Origin of the sequence: Arthrobacter sp. MA-N2, from assembly GCF_000517125.1 — a bacterium.
Lineage (GTDB): Bacteria > Actinomycetota > Actinomycetes > Actinomycetales > Micrococcaceae > Arthrobacter > Arthrobacter methylotrophus.
This window is the reverse complement of sequence record NZ_KI912157.1, coordinates 118,325-134,124: the sequence shown is the minus strand read 5'-3', so window position 1 is coordinate 134,124 and position 15,800 is coordinate 118,325. Positions and strand designations below refer to the sequence as shown.

Here is a 15,800-nt window from a genome sequence, read left to right as displayed (position 1 = left end):
ATCGGGTAGTTTGTTCTCGTGAGAACAAACTACCCGACAAGCACGCCCTCGGCAATACCGCTCATTGGTTCGACAGCCGCAGGACGAATGCTGAGTGCCATTCGCACGGACGGCCCCATGACGCGGTCGGACGCCACTGCGGCGGCTTCGCTGGCCCGGAGTGCAGCAGGAAAGGCGGTGGATGACCTTCAACGTTTGGCCCTGCTCCGTGCCGGCTCGACCGTCGGAGACGGCACGCCAGGCCGACCGTCCGCCACACTTGAAATAGTTGATTCCGGTGCGGTAGTCATTGCGTGTGTCCTTGGTTCCAACGGCCTGGATCTGGCCGTCATGGACCTGGCACGCACCATTAAGCTGCGCCGGTTCGAATCCTTCAACGCCACAGGCATGGATCCGTTTGAGACGCTGGCAACAATCGCCAAGACCATCAACGAGGTACACGGGGCGTTGGGGCCGAAGTGTGTAGGTATCGGCATCTCCGTCCCGGGCGTGTTCGACCCCCACGCAGGCATAGCTCGTGCCGTCCTTCCTCTGGGATGGCGCAACATCCCGATGGCAGCGGTCCTGGAGCAGTGGCTACCTGCCAACGTGCCGACGTTGATTGCCCATGACGCGACGCTCGGGGCGCTTGCGGAGTTCCGTATGGGCGCGGGACGGGGGGCGCAGCGACTTCTGTACCTCGCGGGGCAGCAGATCGGTGTGGGTTCAGCGCTAATCCTGGCCGATGGACAAACGGGCCGATCCGACCAACCCCTGCAGGCAGGACACCTGATCGTCGATCCTTTAGGACCCAAGTGCAGCTGCGGATCGAGGGGTTGTTTGGAACTCCTCGTTGACGGACGCGCCCTGGTCGCCGCAATGGGTGAAGTCGCATCCGCTCCCTTCTCTTTGAGGGCCGCGCTTGATGCCCTAAGCCGCGACACCCCCCTCCCCGCGGCAATGGATCGAATCGTCGGTCATTTGCAGGTCGGCTTGATCAGTCTTGTTAACACGCTTTCACCCGATCGTGTCGTTCTCGCGGGGACGCTGTCCCCTTTAATGTCGAGATTTGAGGAACGAATGAACGACGCTCTGGACATCTCTGTCGTTGCCCAGATACAGCCGGTGACGCTCGTCGGTTCCACCTTTGACGACGCACAGATCTTCGGTGCCGCCGAAATAGCCTTCGAACCGTTGCTTCGGGATCCGGAAGGCCTCTTCGAGCAGGTCAGCCGTGGCACCGCGGATTGCTGATTGCCTGCCGGCCGGAGAGGGCCACCCCATGAAACGTGACGCATTCCGAGTACAACAGCCACAAGCGAGGAACAAGATGCTAGACAGGGCCGCTGGAGGCGGAACCGATGCCGGCACCGATGTGGGCAGGGCGGTCGCAGCCCAGCCCCCGAAAGTCAATCTGGGACCCGCAAACGGAACAGTGGTCGCCTTTGACGTCGGAGGGACCGCGGTCAAGGCAGCGCTTATCCATCCGGACGGCAAGATGAGTCCGGTCCGCAGGATCCCCACACCCGTCGCGGGGAAGGAGACCCCTGCACTGCTCGTCGACCTCATTGAGCGAACCATCCATGACTTCTCGCAGGAGCTCGCGGGATCGGACCGGTGCGCGGCCGCGGTGGTTGTGCCCGGGATTGTTGATGAGGAAGCGGGCACCGGTGTCCTCGCGCACAACCTTGGCTGGAGCAATGTGCCGTTCCGGCCGATATTTGAACAAAGACTCCAGATGCCCGTCTATTTCGGGCATGACGTTCGCGCCGCTGGCCTAGCGGAATACCGCCTTGGGGCGGCTTCCGGGTACGAAAACGCGGTCATCATGGCATTGGGCACGGGAATAGCGGCAGCACTGTTTGTGGATGGCAGGATCTGCGTCGCTCGAGGTAGGGCAGGGGAAATCGGGCACCTCAGGGTTGCGGCCCATACGGCATGCGCCTGCGGAGCGACCGGTTGCCTGGAGGCCATTTCTTCGGCCGCGGCCATCGTTCGAAGATACAACGCCCGTTCCGGAACCCCAGTCACGGGCGCAGATGAAGTGGTCCAGCGCCTGAAGAACGGCGACCGTTCCGCTGAAGCGGTATGGCTGGAAGCTGTCGACGCTCTGGCGGAAGCGATAGTCCAGATCTCGGCGCTAATCGGTCCTGAGGTCATGGTCCTGGGCGGCGGTTTGGCCGAATCCGGTCCGGATCTTTTCCATCCACTCAACGATGCCCTGTCGGTCTTAGGAGCGACGTCGTCGCCTCTCGTTCTACCGGCGTCACTCGGCGAGGACGCCGGGGTCATCGGTGCCGCAATCGCCGGACGTCGGAAACTCTAAGCCAGTCCCACCAGCCGGACCGCGCGATTTCCTAATGTAATCACCCACTCGGCTTCCTAATGCAATCACCCACTCGGCCGACCTATCATCTTCAGCTGCGTCAGCCATCGCCCAGCAGCGGAAAAGGAGCACCATGGAAATCATCATCGTCGAATCACTTGAGGAAGCCGGAGAAGTAGAAGCGAAGCGGCTTGCCCGGATTATCAATGAAAACCCGGAAACCGTCCTTGGCCTAGCCACCGGATCGTCCCCACTGCCTTTGTACCAAGCGATGGAGCGATACGTGTCAGGAGGGCTAAACATGCGGAACGTGAGCGGCTTCGCCCTGGACGAATACATCGGGATCGCGGCATCGGACGAGCGGTCGTATACCGCCACGATTGAGCGTGAAGTAACAGGGCCGCTCGGGCTGAACCCCGAACTTGTCCATGTTCCCGAGGGCGACGCAGCAGACCCCCAGCAGGCTGCAGACCGATACGAGGCAGCGATCAAGTCAGCTGGAGGCGTCGATGTCCAGATCCTCGGCATCGGAAGTGACGGACACCTGGGCTTCAACGAACCGGGCTCTTCGCTCGCCAGCCGCACCCGAATCAAAACTCTGAGCCAGCTGACCAGGGAAGATAACGCTCGGTTCTTTTCCACCCTCGACGAGGTCCCGCGACACTGCATAACCCAAGGTCTGGGAACCATTATGGACGCTCGGCAATTGCTGCTGTTTGCACAGGGAGCTACAAAGGCCGAGGCCATAGCTGCGGCACTCGAAGGCCCGGTTTCAAGCCGATGCCCCGCCTCGGTTATCCAACTGCATCCATCGGTGACAGTGTATGTCGATAATTCAGCTGCCGCCGGGCTGGAGCTTGCGGATTTCTACAAATACATCCACAGAAACAAGCCCGACCAGTCCAGTTAAAGCGTTACGCAACCGAATGCCAGAATCGGCGTCCCAGCAACGGTCTGCGACGACGGGTTCTGAACCGACTAAACACGGCTTCCCGCATCGCGAAGGCTGCACAGTTTCAACGGTCAGGCGCGATGTGCCCGTGCTGCGATCTAACCGACCGACGATCCGGGCCCCCTGGCAGAGGCACGGGTGCTCCACCATGAGGGGGCGTGCCGGCCGGCGATGCCCGCGCCGCAGTAGCTGATCGTGTTCCCCGGGATCCGATGCGCGCTCATTGATTTTCACTCAGCGATGGCGTGACGGCAGTGTTCGCCGATTGCTGGAGCCAGCAGCAATTGCCGCGCCGCTTTCGACGGCTACTCCGACATCGACATCCGCCGCCGTTTCATTCCTAGATCAGGCCCTGTGCGAGCATCGCGTCGGCCACCTTGACGAATCCTGCGACGTTCGCGCCTAGCACGTAGTTTCCCGGGGCGCCATACTCGTCCGCTGTTGTTTCGCAGCGGCGGTGGATTCCGACCATGATCTCCGTGAGGCGCTGTTCCGTGTACTCGAAGGACCAAGAATCGCGGGTCGCGTTCTGCTGCATCTCAAGTGCCGAAGTTGCCACCCCGCCGGCGTTGGCTGCCTTGCCCGGGCCGAACAGCAGGCCGGCGTCCTGGAAGACCGCAATGGCGTGACGGGTGGACGGCATGTTGGCGCCCTCCCCCACCGCGATGAGGCCGTTGCGCACCAGCCGCGCGGCGGCCTCTCCGCCGAGCTCGTTCTGCGTCGCACAGGGCAGCGCCACCGTGGCATCGACATCCCAAACGGAGCCGCCCTCCACATAGGCGACGGCGGACCGGCGGACGGCGTAGTCCTTGAGGCGTCCGCGCTCGACTTCCTTGATCTGACGGAGAAGTGCGACGTTCAAGCCCGCTTCGTCCACGATGTAGCCGGAGGAATCGGAGCAGGCTACTACGACGGCGCCGAGCGACTGCGCCTTAGCAATGGCGTTAATGGCGACATTGCCGGAGCCGGAGACCACTACGCGCTGGCCATCGAAGGATTGACCGCGGGTCTTGAGCATTTCCTCGGTGAAGATTACAGTGCCGTAGCCGGTGGCTTCGGGACGCACGAGGGAACCGCCCCAGGAGATGCCCTTGCCGGTCAGGACGCCGGACTCGTAGCGGTTCGTGATGCGTTTGTACTGGCCGAAAAGGTAGCCGATCTCGCGTCCGCCCACTCCGATGTCACCAGCCGGGACGTCCGTGTACTCGCCGATGTGGCGATACAGCTCCGTCATGAAGGATTGACAGAAACGCATGATCTCGGCGTCCGAGCGGCCACGCGGGTCGAAGTCGGCGCCGCCTTTGCCGCCACCGATCGGCATGCCGGTCAGGGCATTCTTGAAGATCTGCTCGAAGCCGAGAAACTTCACGATGCCCAGGTACACCGACGGGTGGAACCGCAGTCCGCCCTTGTACGGGCCAAGGGCGGAGTTGAACTCCACGCGGAAGCCACGGTTGATCTGCACGCGTCCGGCGTCGTCCGTCCATGGGACACGGAAAATGATCTGCCGCTCCGGTTCGCACAGCCGCTCAAGGACGGCGCCCTCAAGGAACTCGGGGTGTCGGTCGTGTACCGGGCCGAGGCTTTCGAAGACTTCAGTCACCGCTTGGTGGAACTCGTCCTCCCCCGGATTCCTGGCCAGCACCGTGTTCCGGATGGCTTCAAGCCGTGCGTCCATGCAACTCTCCTCGAATTCGGCGCCCGCATTGGACGGACGCACTACGACAATTCTCAATACTGATAGGACTACGGTGCAGTCCGGCTCCGTTTGACCTGGTTGCGACAGTCCCACTAGCCAGCAAGGCTAAGACCCGCCAGCACAGGAACCCATACCTGAAATCCCTGGGCTCTTTCGAATAACGCCCTGGTTTCGACGCCAGAGCCGGCGATCCACACGATCGTTCCGTCCGCGGCCACAGCGTCAACCTGACCGATCCGAATTCTCTGGCCCCATCGTCGAATCTCTACGATCTTTCCGGCCGCCAGGCACCAATCCTCGGCGATATGGGCTTTGATGGCGATAGGGGCTTTGAGTTGTTCCATGTGCTGGTTCAGGCAACCATCCATCGGTCCAACGTGGTGTAGACCGTATTCACCTGTCCCGGCGCAACCTGTCCAATGAAGCTCCGTCACCCGGGCACATGGTTGCTGTTCTCGATCCGGGTGATCTTCGAAAGCCCTGACGGAAGATCCGGGTCGAGGCCTTCACGGAGGCTCGTTGCTCGGGCGGCGAACTGGATGGGAATTATCGCCAAGAACGGAACCCACTCCGGCGCCACTTCCGGGATAGTGATGACCTGACCTCCGATCGGTGGGAGGTTGCTGCCGATATACACCGTGTTTGCGCCTCTTGCCAATCCCCCTTCGACTACCTGGGCCGCAAGATGGGCGCCCACCGAGTCTGCGGCGATGGCGACGACCGTGGTAGTCGCCGACGCGGAATTGATGCTTCCGTGGAGGAATTCGCTGGCTTCAAAGACGGACGCCGGAAGAAGCAGCGTCTCTCTGAGTTTGATCGCTCCTTCTTCTGCAACAGCTTCCGCGAAGCCTTCCCCCGCGAGTACAAATCCCGAAGCCCACGTGGTAAATCGCGCTCTTTCGTCGTGCAAAACCTGGGTCATTCTCCGCGGAATCTCCGCAATGGCGTCGCTCAACTGACCGGGCCGGGATGACATTGCGATGCCGAGCAGTGCCGCTAATGAAGCTGTGAAGCTCTTCGTCGCAGGAATAGCAACTTCCACACCTGCCCTGTAGTCAACGACGAGATCCGAGGGAACAAGCGCGGCCAACTCGGAATCCGGTGAATTGGTCACAACAATCAGCTGTGCGCCCAAGGAAAGGGCCCGCCTCGCGGCAGCCAGGATTTCCCGGCTCTCCCCAGACTGGGATATGGCGATGACGGCTGCGCGGCGAAGATCCGTTGCGGTTGCTCCCCAGCCGAGCTGGGCAGGGGACACCAAGTAGGCGGGTTTTCCCGCGACGTTCCGGAAAAGCTCAGCTGCGTACGTGGCGGCGGAACGAGATGATCCGCGTCCGAGCAGCACGACAAAGTCCGCTGCTTCCAATACCGCGGCCAGGGAGTCAGCCTTTGACCCCGCCTCCCGTAGTGCTGAAGCCACCCGATCGGGCTGTTCGTACATGTCCTCGAGCATCCACTCGCCAGGAGTTTTTCCATTCATTGCGGCGGTCCCTTCTGCATGTTAGCGTGATACGACTGATAATGATGTTACAACAACATTGGGAGCTAGTGTGGAAACTCTTTCCGAGTCCTCGGACTCGATTTCTATGTCTTCCGACCGTAAAGGCGCCCTGGTTGACAGTGCTGTCAAGCATCTGTGGCGGCACGGCGTAACTACCGAGGAGACGCTCCGAGCCGAGGGTCCGGTGGCAGTAAAGGCCCAGGGGGTATACATCGACGATATCGATGGACGCCGGTACCTGGACGCTCTTTCGGGGGGCTCGGCGGCGGCCACCCTTGGACATGGCCGTGATGATGTGGCGGACGCGGTTTCCAGGCAGATGCGGAATATGGCGTGGGTTTCCCTGCGTACTTTCCTTAACGAACCGTCGATCCGGCTGGCGGAACGCATCGCGCAGATCGCCCCAGGGGACCTCACAACTTCCTTTTTCGTCAGCTCTGGTTCCGAGGCGGTTGAGAGCGCCACCCAGATCGCCAAGTCCTATCACAAGAAGCGGGGCAATCCGTCAAAAACGAAGTTCCTGTACCGGAAGTCCAGCTATCACGGCACCAGCCTGATCGGTGCCAGCGCCAGCAGCAGCCCCGAATTCCGGGAATGGTTTCAACCCCTCGCACCAGGATTCATCGAGCTTGACGCCTGCTACGTCTACCGGCGGCCCAAGGGCATGACCCCAGAAGAATACGGTGAGCTCTGCGCTCAGGCCATCGAGGACGAAATCCTCACACAAGGTCCCGACACCGTCGCCGGCATCCTCGCCGAAGCAATTCCCGCTGCGTTGGTCCTGACACCGCCGCCCAACTATCTGCAACGTCTTCGTGAGATCTGCGACAAATACGACATCCTGTGGATCGATGACGAGGTGTTCATCGGCGTTGGCCGGACCGGAAAATACTTCGGGTTTGAGCACTACGGCGCACAGCCCGACATTGTTACCTCGTCCAAAGGCATCACCGGAGGCTACATCCCGCTCGGCGCAGCCATCGCCTCGCAGCGCATCATGGATGTGCTGCTCGAGGGGCCCCAGGCCAAGGTCGCAGGCCACACGTACTCCGCACATCCTGCCGCCTGCGCCGCCGGACTCGCAGTTCTCGACGCGATCGAGAATGAGGACCTGGTCCAGAATGCAGACGTTCTCGGTTCATGGATGCTCGACCAGTTCCGCGAATTCGGCGAACGCCACCCGCATGTGGGGGACGTCCGAGGCAAGGGCATGCTTATGGGCATTGAACTTGTTCGAGACACCAAGACCCGTGAGCCGTTCCCGGCAGCGTGGGGCGTGGGCAAGAAGGTCGTCCAAACGGCCATGAACCAGAACTTCATGTGCCGGGCGTCGGGAGACGTTATCACCCTCTTTCCAGCCCTCGTCTCGACCCGATCCGAAGTTGAAGACATGGTCACGGCGACCATGCGCGCAATCGACGAAGTCCTCAATGACCTTCCAAAATAGCGAGTCATCTGACGGAGGCGGAAAAGTGGAATTCATCGAACAGGTCTGCGCACGACTGGAAACTACGGCCGTACGGGACCACATGAACGTCGCAGAAGCAATCACGAGCCAGTTCGCCCTCGTGGATGCCGCGCAGCGCGTGATGGGCTCGGACGCGGTTTTCACCGAAGACTACGGGCAGGTCAGGGACTTGGCAACGGTCGGTTTCGGAGGCGGAGGACGGCCCAGAAGTACGGCCAATGTCGAACAGGTGCTGGCCGACTTCTTCGGAACCGAAGACGCTGTACTGATACACGGCGCAGGTTCGGGTGCCATCCGGGGAATGCTCAACGCCGGCCTCAGGCCGGGGGCCAAAGTCGTGCTGCACAACGCGCATCCATATAAAACAACTCTGCCGGCCATGAATCACATGGGACTGCAGCTGGTCTACGCGGACTTCAATGACTTGAAAGGCCTCAAGGACACGCTGCATAACGCCCGGCCCGATGGGATCTACGTCCAGCACGTTCCACAGCAGCTCGGCGACTCTCATGACATTGCCGCAGTCATCGAATCCGCGAGGGAGATCTGCGGCGCAGATGCGGCCATCCTCGTCGATGACAACTACGCAGTGATGCGTGCCCGGAAGATCGGCGCTCAAATGGGTGCCAATGCATCCGCGATTTCGCTGTTCAAGCTCCTCGCCCCCACACCCATCGGGGTAGTCGTAGGAGACGGAAAGCTGGTCAACTCGATACGCCGGGATCTGTCGTCCGCCGGTTGCCAGGTACAAGGATCGCAAGCCATGGGAGCGTTGCGCATGCTGGTTCACGCACCCATTGCCCTGGCGATTCAAAACCAGACCGTGCTCGATGCAACGCAGCGCATCAACGAACTGGCGATTTCCGGGGAGCTTCCCTTTGTCCACCGGGCTTTCGCCGCGCAACCTGGAATCCGATCCATCGTGCTCACCTTCGACCGCCCTCTGGCGGAAGAATTTGTTCGGTCCGCATGGCGAAACGGGTCCCCCAGCCAGTCCGTCGGTGAAGAAGCCCAGTATGAGTTCCTGCCCCTGTTCACTTACCTGACCAGCACCTTCCTCAAGGCCATGCCAGGGCTCGAGCAATACGCCATCCGCATCAACCCGATGCGTTCAGGGCCGGACACGATCCTGCGCATTTTGCGGGCCAGCCTCTCCGACGAATCGTTCCGCAACGCCGTTTCCTCGCTCGAAACGTCTAAGTCTTCCTCCGAGCGTTGACACCTACCAATAAGGACATGAATATGAAAGACACGCTGCTAGTCCCCTTTAGTTTTGCCATCGATACGGTCAACGGAACACTGGCTCCTGAACGCCCACCCGTACAACGGCGCCTCGACGACATGAAGACCGCCTACGCCCAGGAAACTTCCGGCGACGACCTCGTATACGAAGTGCGACAGATCGACGTCCCCACCACGAACTCAAACCTTCTCTCCTCGACCACTACGCTCTACCCGGGGAAGACCAACGGCGAGTACTACATGACCAAGGGCCACTTCCATCAGAAGCGTGACCGCGCGGAAGTCTACATAGGCCTCTCCGGAGAAGGCAGACTGCTGATGTCCTCCGAAAGCGGGGAGGTCGTGGTAGAGGAAATGCGCGCCGGAAGCGTTAATTACGTGCCAGGAGGGTGGGCCCACCGCAGCGTCAACGTAGGCGAAGAACCGCTGGTGTTCTACGCCGTCTATATTGCAGATGCCGGGCAGGACTACCTCGCCATCGAACATCAGGGCGGCTTTCCCGTCATCATCGTCGAGGGCGAAAACGGACCCGAAGCCGTGCCAAACCCAAGGTTTCAGCAGGCATGACCACCATTGCCATTACCCCCCGCGGGTTTCGCAGCAATGAGGGGCGGCATAAGGCATTGTTGCGGGACCACGGACTTAGTCCCCGCTACCCCGCGCAGGACAGACCGCTCACGGTGGAGGAGCTGAGCGAACTCGTGGCGGGCTGCCGGGCGGCCATAGTGGGACTTGACGATGTCTCCGAAAGCGTCCTGGCAACACCCGGGCTGGAAATCCTCGTCCGGTTCGGCGCAGGAGCGGATAACGTCGATCTCCTCGCAGCGCGCCGTCACGGTGTGAAAGTGGCCACCATACCCGGGGCGACGGCGACGTCCGTCGCGGAGCTGGCCTTGGGACTCATGCTTGCCGCAGCCCGAAGAATCCTGCCTATGGACAGAAGCATCCGGCAGGGCTCCTGGCAGCGGCAAACGGGCTTTGAGCTCTCCGGTCGTTGCCTCGGACTGGTGGGAGCCGGACGGATCGGTCAGGAAGTTGCGGTACGGGCCAAAGCCCTTGGCATGGATGTCATCGCTTTCGACCCTTTCGCCGCCGTGTCGCCGCTAGCATTGGTCACCTTTGAGGAACTGTTGAGCCGTTCCGACGTGATCTCCATCCATGCCCCTCTGACCTCGGAGACTGCGGGTCTCTTCGACGCGAACGCTTTGGCAGCGATGCGTCCCGGAAGTGTCCTGGTCAACACCGCCCGTGGGGGGATCATTGACGAGGCAGCTCTGGCGGTAGCGCTGAAGAGCGGACCGCTTTCCGCCGCCGCGCTTGACTCATTTGCGGACGAACCAACCAGAGAGACCGCTCTTTTCGGGTTGGAGAACATCGTGCTCACTCCCCATTGCGGGGCCACCACCGTCCAGGCTGTTGAACGGGCCGGCGTGATGGCGGTCGAAGAGGTGCTGCGGGCGTTGGCCGGTCGGCCGATGCTGGGAACGATTGACTGAGCCCGGCGGCCTCGGGACTGCCGACTATTCGGCAGCCCGGGCCCGGGGCCGCGCCGCGGCTGCCCTTCTCTTCGATCTTGACGGATTACTCATCGACAGCGAAGATGCCTGTTTTGAGGCTGCAAAGACTGTCCTGGCACGGCACAGCGGCCTCACGCTTCCGACAGCCTGGTACGGCGCGCAAGTGGGGAAGTCCGCCGAGGAGACATACGATAGTCTGCGAACGGAATTTCGTCTTCGTCCCCGGCTTCAGGAACTGCTCGCGGAGCGTTATGAAATACTAGCCCGGTGGTACGCCGAACCGACAGTTCTTCCAGGGGCGGAAGCGCTGATTCTGGAAGCGGTGCGAGGCGGAAAACTGCTCGGCGTCGTATCATCGTCGCCGCAGCCTCTGGTCGAAGCGGCCCTCGGTGCTCTGGCGTTCGGGGGCTGCTTCCATACCGTTGTTACGGCCGACCACGCGATGGTTGCCAGGCCCAAACCGTTCCCGGACCCGTATCGGACGGCGTGCAAGCTGCTGGACTTGGATCCTGCCGAGGCCCTAGCCTTCGAAGACTCATCCTCCGGAGCCACTGCCGCGGTGCTGGCCGGCATCCCCACTGTCGCGGTCCCCAACCGGTGGACAGTGGGTCAAGCATTCCCCGACGCAGTCCTGAAGGTGCCGACACTGCTCCATTTATTGCCGGACAGGGACTGAATCGCCGGGCATGGGGACGGGGAGGGTGTTCAACCGATCCAGAATGTTTTCCATATCCCGCGGATCCCTGGCCCGGATCGCCTCCTTAGCCGGGCCTGCCAGCAACCGGGTGTCCAACATCTGGATCTGGGCCTTAAGACGTGGCACGAGACCGGGAGCGACACTCAGGCTCCGCAGACCCAGGCCTACCAGCAACGGCAGCACACGGGCGTCTCCGGCCAGTTCACCACAGAGCGACACAGGCGTGCCCGACGTGGATCCGGCTCTGGCGACAAACGCCAGCATGCGGACCACCGCCGGACTGATCTCGTTGTAAAGGTGCTGTACCCCAGGGTTGTTCCGGTCGGAGGCCATCAAGTATGCCGTCAGATCATTTGACCCAATGCTCAGAAAGTCGCTCTCCTCGGCAAATTCGTGTGCGAGGATGGCTGCGCTGGGCACCTCGATCATCACCCCGATCCGGAGGGGCGCTACGACTTCGGCAGCGGCAATGAGTTCTCTGACCTCATCCAACTCCCGGAGTTCGGACACCATGGGCACCATGACACGGATATTCGAATACTCGGCTGATGCCCTCCCGAGTGCCCGAAGCTGCGCCGAAAAAACGTCACGGTGCGCCAAACTGAGTCGCACGCCTCGCAAGCCCAGGAAAGGATTCTCCTCGGTAGGGACACTCAGTCCGGGCAACGGTTTGTCTCCCCCGATGTCCAGGGTACGGAAAACGACGGGGCGGCCGGCTGCCTCTTTTGCTGCGGCGCAATAAGCAAGGAACTGGGCCTGCTCGTCGAGGAGCTGTCCGGCCTTGATAAACAGCAGTTCGGTTCTGAACAGCCCTACACCGTCCGCCCCGAAGGAAACAGCACGGGAGACATCTTCGGCGCTGCCCGCATTGGCGTAGACGGCTACGCCGATTCCATCCAGGGTGTGGACGGGGTTCGGGTCGATTTCCCAGACGGATTCCTCGACAGCGCTAAAGGCAGCCAGATCAGAGGCGGACGGATTGATCTGCAATTCGCCGGTCGATCCGTCGACCGTCGCTTGGATTCCATCCTCCGCGAGTGCCATCAGCCCGGGAACAGAGACCACGGCAGGAATCCCCAGCTGGCGGGCAAGGATCGCCGCATGTGACGTCCGTGCGCCCGCCTCTGTCACGATCGCCCTGACCATGGAAGGGTCCAGCCCCATGGTGTCCGACGGTGTAAGTTCCTGAGCAAAAAGAATGACCGGTTCCGTGCCAGAAACCAGTGGCCGGGCTGAAGCCGCCGACGCCCCGGGGTTGGTCTCCTGGAGGTGGCGCACGACTCTCTTCGCGAGGTCGCGGATATCTGCAGAACGTTCCCTCAGGTAAGGGTCGTCCAGGAGCTGCAGTTCGTCAGCAAGTTCGCCACTGACGGTCCACACCACGCGTGCCGCGTCCCCTCCCGCAGTGATGCCGGCAACAATTGGATCGAGCCACTCAGCATCGTCCATCATCGAGAGCTGGACTTCGAAAATTGCGGCATGACCGGCGCCGAGCCGCTCGGTAGCGTCGGCGACGACGTCCAGAAGTTCGGCCTTGCTGCTCCTCAAGGCTGTATCGAGGTTGGAAAGCGAACTGGAAGAACGTTCTTCCGGCTCTTCGTCGCTGAACATGAAGCGTTCGTCCCGGAATACCTGTACGAGGGCCGTCGCCCGGCCAGGAGACACTCCCAATCCCAGAAGCTTCATACCGCCGCACCTTCATCCTCAGCCAGTTGGAGCAACAGTGTACTGAGGTCCTCTACGGCCGACCGTGCATCACTGCCTGCGGCACTGATTTGCACCGTACTGCCACAAACCAGACCCAGTTTGAGAAGACCGATCAGGCTCTTTCCACTTCCTGTTTTGCCGTCCTTTTCGAGAGTTACCACCGACTCATATTCCTTGGCTTTCGCAACGAATATTGCCGCAGGTCGGGCGTGGAGCCCGGAAGGGTTGGTCACGGTGACAATTCGCGAAACGCTCACAATGCCCCCGCTCGTGCGGGCGTGTCCAGTGCACTGACGCCCGATGAGGGCTGCGCTGCTGGCAGGAGGTCCGGGCCAAGCGCGAACCCGTCGCGGTCGAAGATGCCGAGAACCTGAGGGTTGGTGGCCACGCCGCCGATGACCGCAACGAAGCAACGGCTCACAAAGACCTGAGATCGGAAGGCATAAACCACGGTGTCCCCCACGGAAACCTCGCCGGGCCCCGTCACGTGCAGCGTGCCGTAATAGTCAATTGCGTCCGGGGGGTCGAGCTCAACAGTGGCCCTGACGGGTTCACCTCCGGACTTCGGATAGATTATGGCATTCCTGGCCTTGGACCGGGGATAAAATCCGCCACCGAGTGCGTAGGTCGCTTCGGCCGTTTGGTGGGTGATTTCACTGACGTAGATCATTGCCGGCAGTTCCGGCTGGTCGGATACGGCATGGAGGGGTGTCTGCCCGGTCAAGCAGCTGCCGGGCTCCACATGCGTAGCACCGTTCCTGGCCAATACTTCGAAGGTCGCGAGGCAGGATGCACTCGGGGCGTTTATCGCCTGCACATCAGTGAATCCATTCGCCCGCAGCAGCTCGGCTGCGCGAGTCACCGTCGTCAGGTTCGGTGTTGGCCGGAACTCCTGATCGGTTTCATCCCACAGCAGGCAGGGAAAGGACGTCACACCGGCCACCCGTACGCCATCAAGAGCATCCACCGCTGCGGCCGCTTCCAGCAGGTCTTCAATAGGAACGCCGCCCTTCTGCGCCGGATAGTAGACATCTCCCTCTCGGGAAACCCTTATCTGCACGGGCTGAACCTTCCCCGCGGCGACCGCAGCACGGGAAATAGCCTCCGCCTGCGGGACTCCGAAAACCGTGATGAACTCCGGAGCCATCTCCACGGCAAGCTGTGCTTCGCGCGCAGGGACCTGGACGAGATGCCCAAGATGCCCCATGCGCAGTCCGGACCTATATAGGACCCGGGCCTCTTCGAAGTCAACGGCAACGACACTGCTAATGCCAGCCTCCGCTATTGCCTTGGCGACGATGGGATTCCGCCCGAACTGCTTTGTCATCTGGTACGTCGTTAGGCCATGCGCGGCTGCACCTTCGGCGACCAGACGCGCATTCGCAGCGACCGTATCGATATCGATGACATAGCAGTTTGCCGGGATGTCACCCTGCTGATGCAGCTTCACGGCGGCCTCAATCAGCGCAGGGTTCCGCCGCGTGGTTACGTCTAAAAACATACAATTTCCTCCTCGAATGAAGTTCCTGAACCCAAAGGGGCGACGCCTAGAAGCGTCGCAGCGGTCGCCCCAATATCTGCTGATGTTCGTCGGGTGCCCAGATCCACGGATTGAACCCTGGAACCGGCCACAAGCAATGGCACAAACTCACGGGTATGCCTGCTGCTGCCGACGGACGGATCGTTCCCGTGGTCCGCAGTAATGAACAGCACGTCCTCGTCGCCGAGCAGGTCGAGAAGAAGCGCCAAGTGCCTGTCCACCCTTTCCAGCACCTCGGCATAGCGCTGCGCGTCCTGCTCGTGGCCGGCCAGGTCGGTTTCCTGAATATTGGCCACGACCAACCCGGATTTCATAGACGCCAATGCCGAACAGACCCCCGCCATGACCGCCGATGTATCGACGACGTTGTCCCTGACAGCGCCGTCGCAGCGGACTACGTCAGCCGCTTTCCCCAGGAGGACAACCTCGTGCCCGGCGTTCAGCGCCCGCGTAGGCAACTGCTCGTTCACGTCGAATTCGATGCCAAGATGACGAACTTGGTAGTGCTCGTTGTAGACACCCAGCTCCGGAGAATCCACACCGACTTGTCCCGGGGATTTTTCCTTGACGTGGGCCCGGATCTCGTCAATACCGAACCCGCGGCTGGCGACGACGATGATCCGGCCAACCGGTGTCACTGCCCGTACAATCTGCCCGATGCTGGTGAGTTCGTCAAAGGACTTATCGTCCAGTGAGCCGGTCACGTTGATGTTGAGTCCGGAGGCGGCCTCAATGTTGTCGGCCACAAGAACGCATCCGTCGACGACGAGCGCAGGGCTGTCCCTCTCCAATGCGTCGACTTCGTATCCGGCGTTGACAAGCGCCTCAGTCACCGGGACCTTAAGTTCGGAGAGCAGCCTCGACTCAATGCGATCGAGACCGCCGCCCATAAGTTCCTGATGGCCCAAATAGGTGTCCGCCCCGGGGTGAATCGGCGAACAGCGTCCATAGGCACCTTTGGCCACCGGCGCAGGAGCTATCTTCGACAGCGGCGTAAGATTTCCCAGTCCCAGGGATTCGAGAATCGGCAACTGCAGGTCCCCTGCAGTTTCGTCGATGCTACGGAGCGTGTTGAAATTTGGCTGTTGACCTTCGGAGTCGGGGAGTGCCCCGACTCCAAAGCCGTCCAGGACGAGGATAACGACGCGCCGTTGCGGGGGGAGCCGCATCAT

At 61.4% G+C, this 15,800-nt stretch carries 15 protein-coding genes; 8 read left to right on the top strand and 7 right to left on the bottom strand.

Going from position 1 to position 15,800, the window contains the following annotated elements:
- Positions 1-117 precede the first annotated feature (117 nt).
- The 3 genes from A3M3_RS0122240 to A3M3_RS0122230 all read left to right on the top strand — a co-directional run bounded on the left by A3M3_RS0122240 (position 118) and on the right by A3M3_RS0122230 (position 3,215).
- Positions 118-1,233: an ROK family protein gene (locus tag A3M3_RS0122240; protein WP_197023369.1), complete on the top strand. Its 1,116-nt coding sequence runs from the start codon at positions 118-120 to the stop codon at positions 1,231-1,233.
- 76 nt (positions 1,234-1,309) lie between these two features.
- Positions 1,310-2,305, top strand: a complete 996-nt coding sequence (locus tag A3M3_RS0122235) for an ROK family protein (protein ID WP_081737012.1) — start codon at positions 1,310-1,312, stop codon at positions 2,303-2,305.
- Positions 2,306-2,438: 133 nt separating this feature from the next.
- On the top strand, positions 2,439-3,215 hold the full coding sequence (locus A3M3_RS0122230) for a glucosamine-6-phosphate deaminase (protein WP_028268153.1): 777 nt from the start codon (positions 2,439-2,441) through the stop codon (positions 3,213-3,215).
- A gap of 382 nt (positions 3,216-3,597) precedes the next feature.
- On the opposite strand, the gene gdhA is transcribed toward A3M3_RS0122230, so the two are convergent.
- From gdhA to A3M3_RS0122215, 3 genes are all read right to left on the bottom strand, one after another.
- The gene (gene gdhA / locus A3M3_RS0122225) at positions 3,598-4,935 is read right to left on the bottom strand and encodes an NADP-specific glutamate dehydrogenase (protein WP_028268152.1); all 1,338 of its coding nucleotides are present in this window, start codon (positions 4,933-4,935) and stop codon (positions 3,598-3,600) included.
- A gap of 113 nt (positions 4,936-5,048) precedes the next feature.
- Positions 5,049-5,300 (bottom strand): hypothetical protein, encoded by a 252-nt coding sequence (locus A3M3_RS26515; protein WP_197023368.1) that lies wholly within the window; start codon positions 5,298-5,300, stop codon positions 5,049-5,051.
- An 86-nt stretch (positions 5,301-5,386) separates the two neighbouring features.
- A complete protein-coding gene (locus tag A3M3_RS0122215) occupies positions 5,387-6,436 on the bottom strand; it encodes an SIS domain-containing protein (protein ID WP_081737011.1) in 1,050 nt (349 codons plus the stop codon).
- A 70-nt stretch (positions 6,437-6,506) separates the two neighbouring features.
- Here A3M3_RS0122215 and A3M3_RS26510 point away from each other — a divergent pair, with 70 nt between their 5' ends.
- From A3M3_RS26510 to A3M3_RS0122190, 5 genes are read left to right on the top strand one after another with little or no spacing between them, the layout of a single operon-like run.
- Positions 6,507-7,904, top strand: coding sequence for an aminotransferase family protein (locus tag A3M3_RS26510; RefSeq protein ID WP_155854519.1), 1,398 nt, complete (start codon positions 6,507-6,509; stop codon positions 7,902-7,904).
- A 25-nt stretch (positions 7,905-7,929) separates the two neighbouring features.
- Complete coding sequence (locus A3M3_RS26505; protein ID WP_051423491.1) at positions 7,930-9,144, top strand: aminotransferase class V-fold PLP-dependent enzyme; 1,215 nt, start codon at positions 7,930-7,932, stop codon at positions 9,142-9,144.
- A 23-nt stretch (positions 9,145-9,167) separates the two neighbouring features.
- Positions 9,168-9,734 carry a glucose-6-phosphate isomerase family protein gene (locus tag A3M3_RS0122200; RefSeq protein WP_035743713.1) on the top strand — a complete coding sequence of 189 codons (567 nt, stop codon included), beginning with the start codon at positions 9,168-9,170 and terminating at the stop codon, positions 9,732-9,734.
- Positions 9,731-10,663: a phosphoglycerate dehydrogenase gene (locus A3M3_RS26500; RefSeq protein WP_035743711.1), complete on the top strand. Its 933-nt coding sequence runs from the start codon at positions 9,731-9,733 to the stop codon at positions 10,661-10,663. The genes A3M3_RS0122200 and A3M3_RS26500 overlap by 4 nt, the downstream gene beginning before the upstream one ends.
- The gene (locus tag A3M3_RS0122190) at positions 10,656-11,360 is read left to right on the top strand and encodes an HAD family hydrolase (protein ID WP_028268149.1); all 705 of its coding nucleotides are present in this window, start codon (positions 10,656-10,658) and stop codon (positions 11,358-11,360) included. Before A3M3_RS26500 ends, A3M3_RS0122190 begins: the two co-directional genes overlap by 8 nt.
- Here A3M3_RS0122190 and ptsP read toward each other — a convergent pair.
- The 4 genes from ptsP to A3M3_RS0122170 are packed head-to-tail and all read right to left on the bottom strand — an operon-like array spanning position 11,340 to position 15,800.
- Positions 11,340-13,067: a phosphoenolpyruvate--protein phosphotransferase gene (gene ptsP / locus A3M3_RS26495; protein WP_051423489.1), complete on the bottom strand. Its 1,728-nt coding sequence runs from the start codon at positions 13,065-13,067 to the stop codon at positions 11,340-11,342. The genes A3M3_RS0122190 and ptsP overlap by 21 nt on opposite strands.
- Positions 13,064-13,345, bottom strand: coding sequence for an HPr family phosphocarrier protein (locus A3M3_RS0122180; protein WP_035743709.1), 282 nt, complete (start codon positions 13,343-13,345; stop codon positions 13,064-13,066). The genes ptsP and A3M3_RS0122180 overlap by 4 nt, the downstream gene beginning before the upstream one ends.
- The gene (locus A3M3_RS0122175; RefSeq protein ID WP_028268147.1) at positions 13,342-14,589 is read right to left on the bottom strand and encodes an alanine racemase; all 1,248 of its coding nucleotides are present in this window, start codon (positions 14,587-14,589) and stop codon (positions 13,342-13,344) included. The genes A3M3_RS0122180 and A3M3_RS0122175 overlap by 4 nt, the downstream gene beginning before the upstream one ends.
- A complete protein-coding gene (locus A3M3_RS0122170) occupies positions 14,580-15,800 on the bottom strand; it encodes a phosphopentomutase (protein ID WP_028268146.1) in 1,221 nt (406 codons plus the stop codon). The genes A3M3_RS0122175 and A3M3_RS0122170 overlap by 10 nt, the downstream gene beginning before the upstream one ends.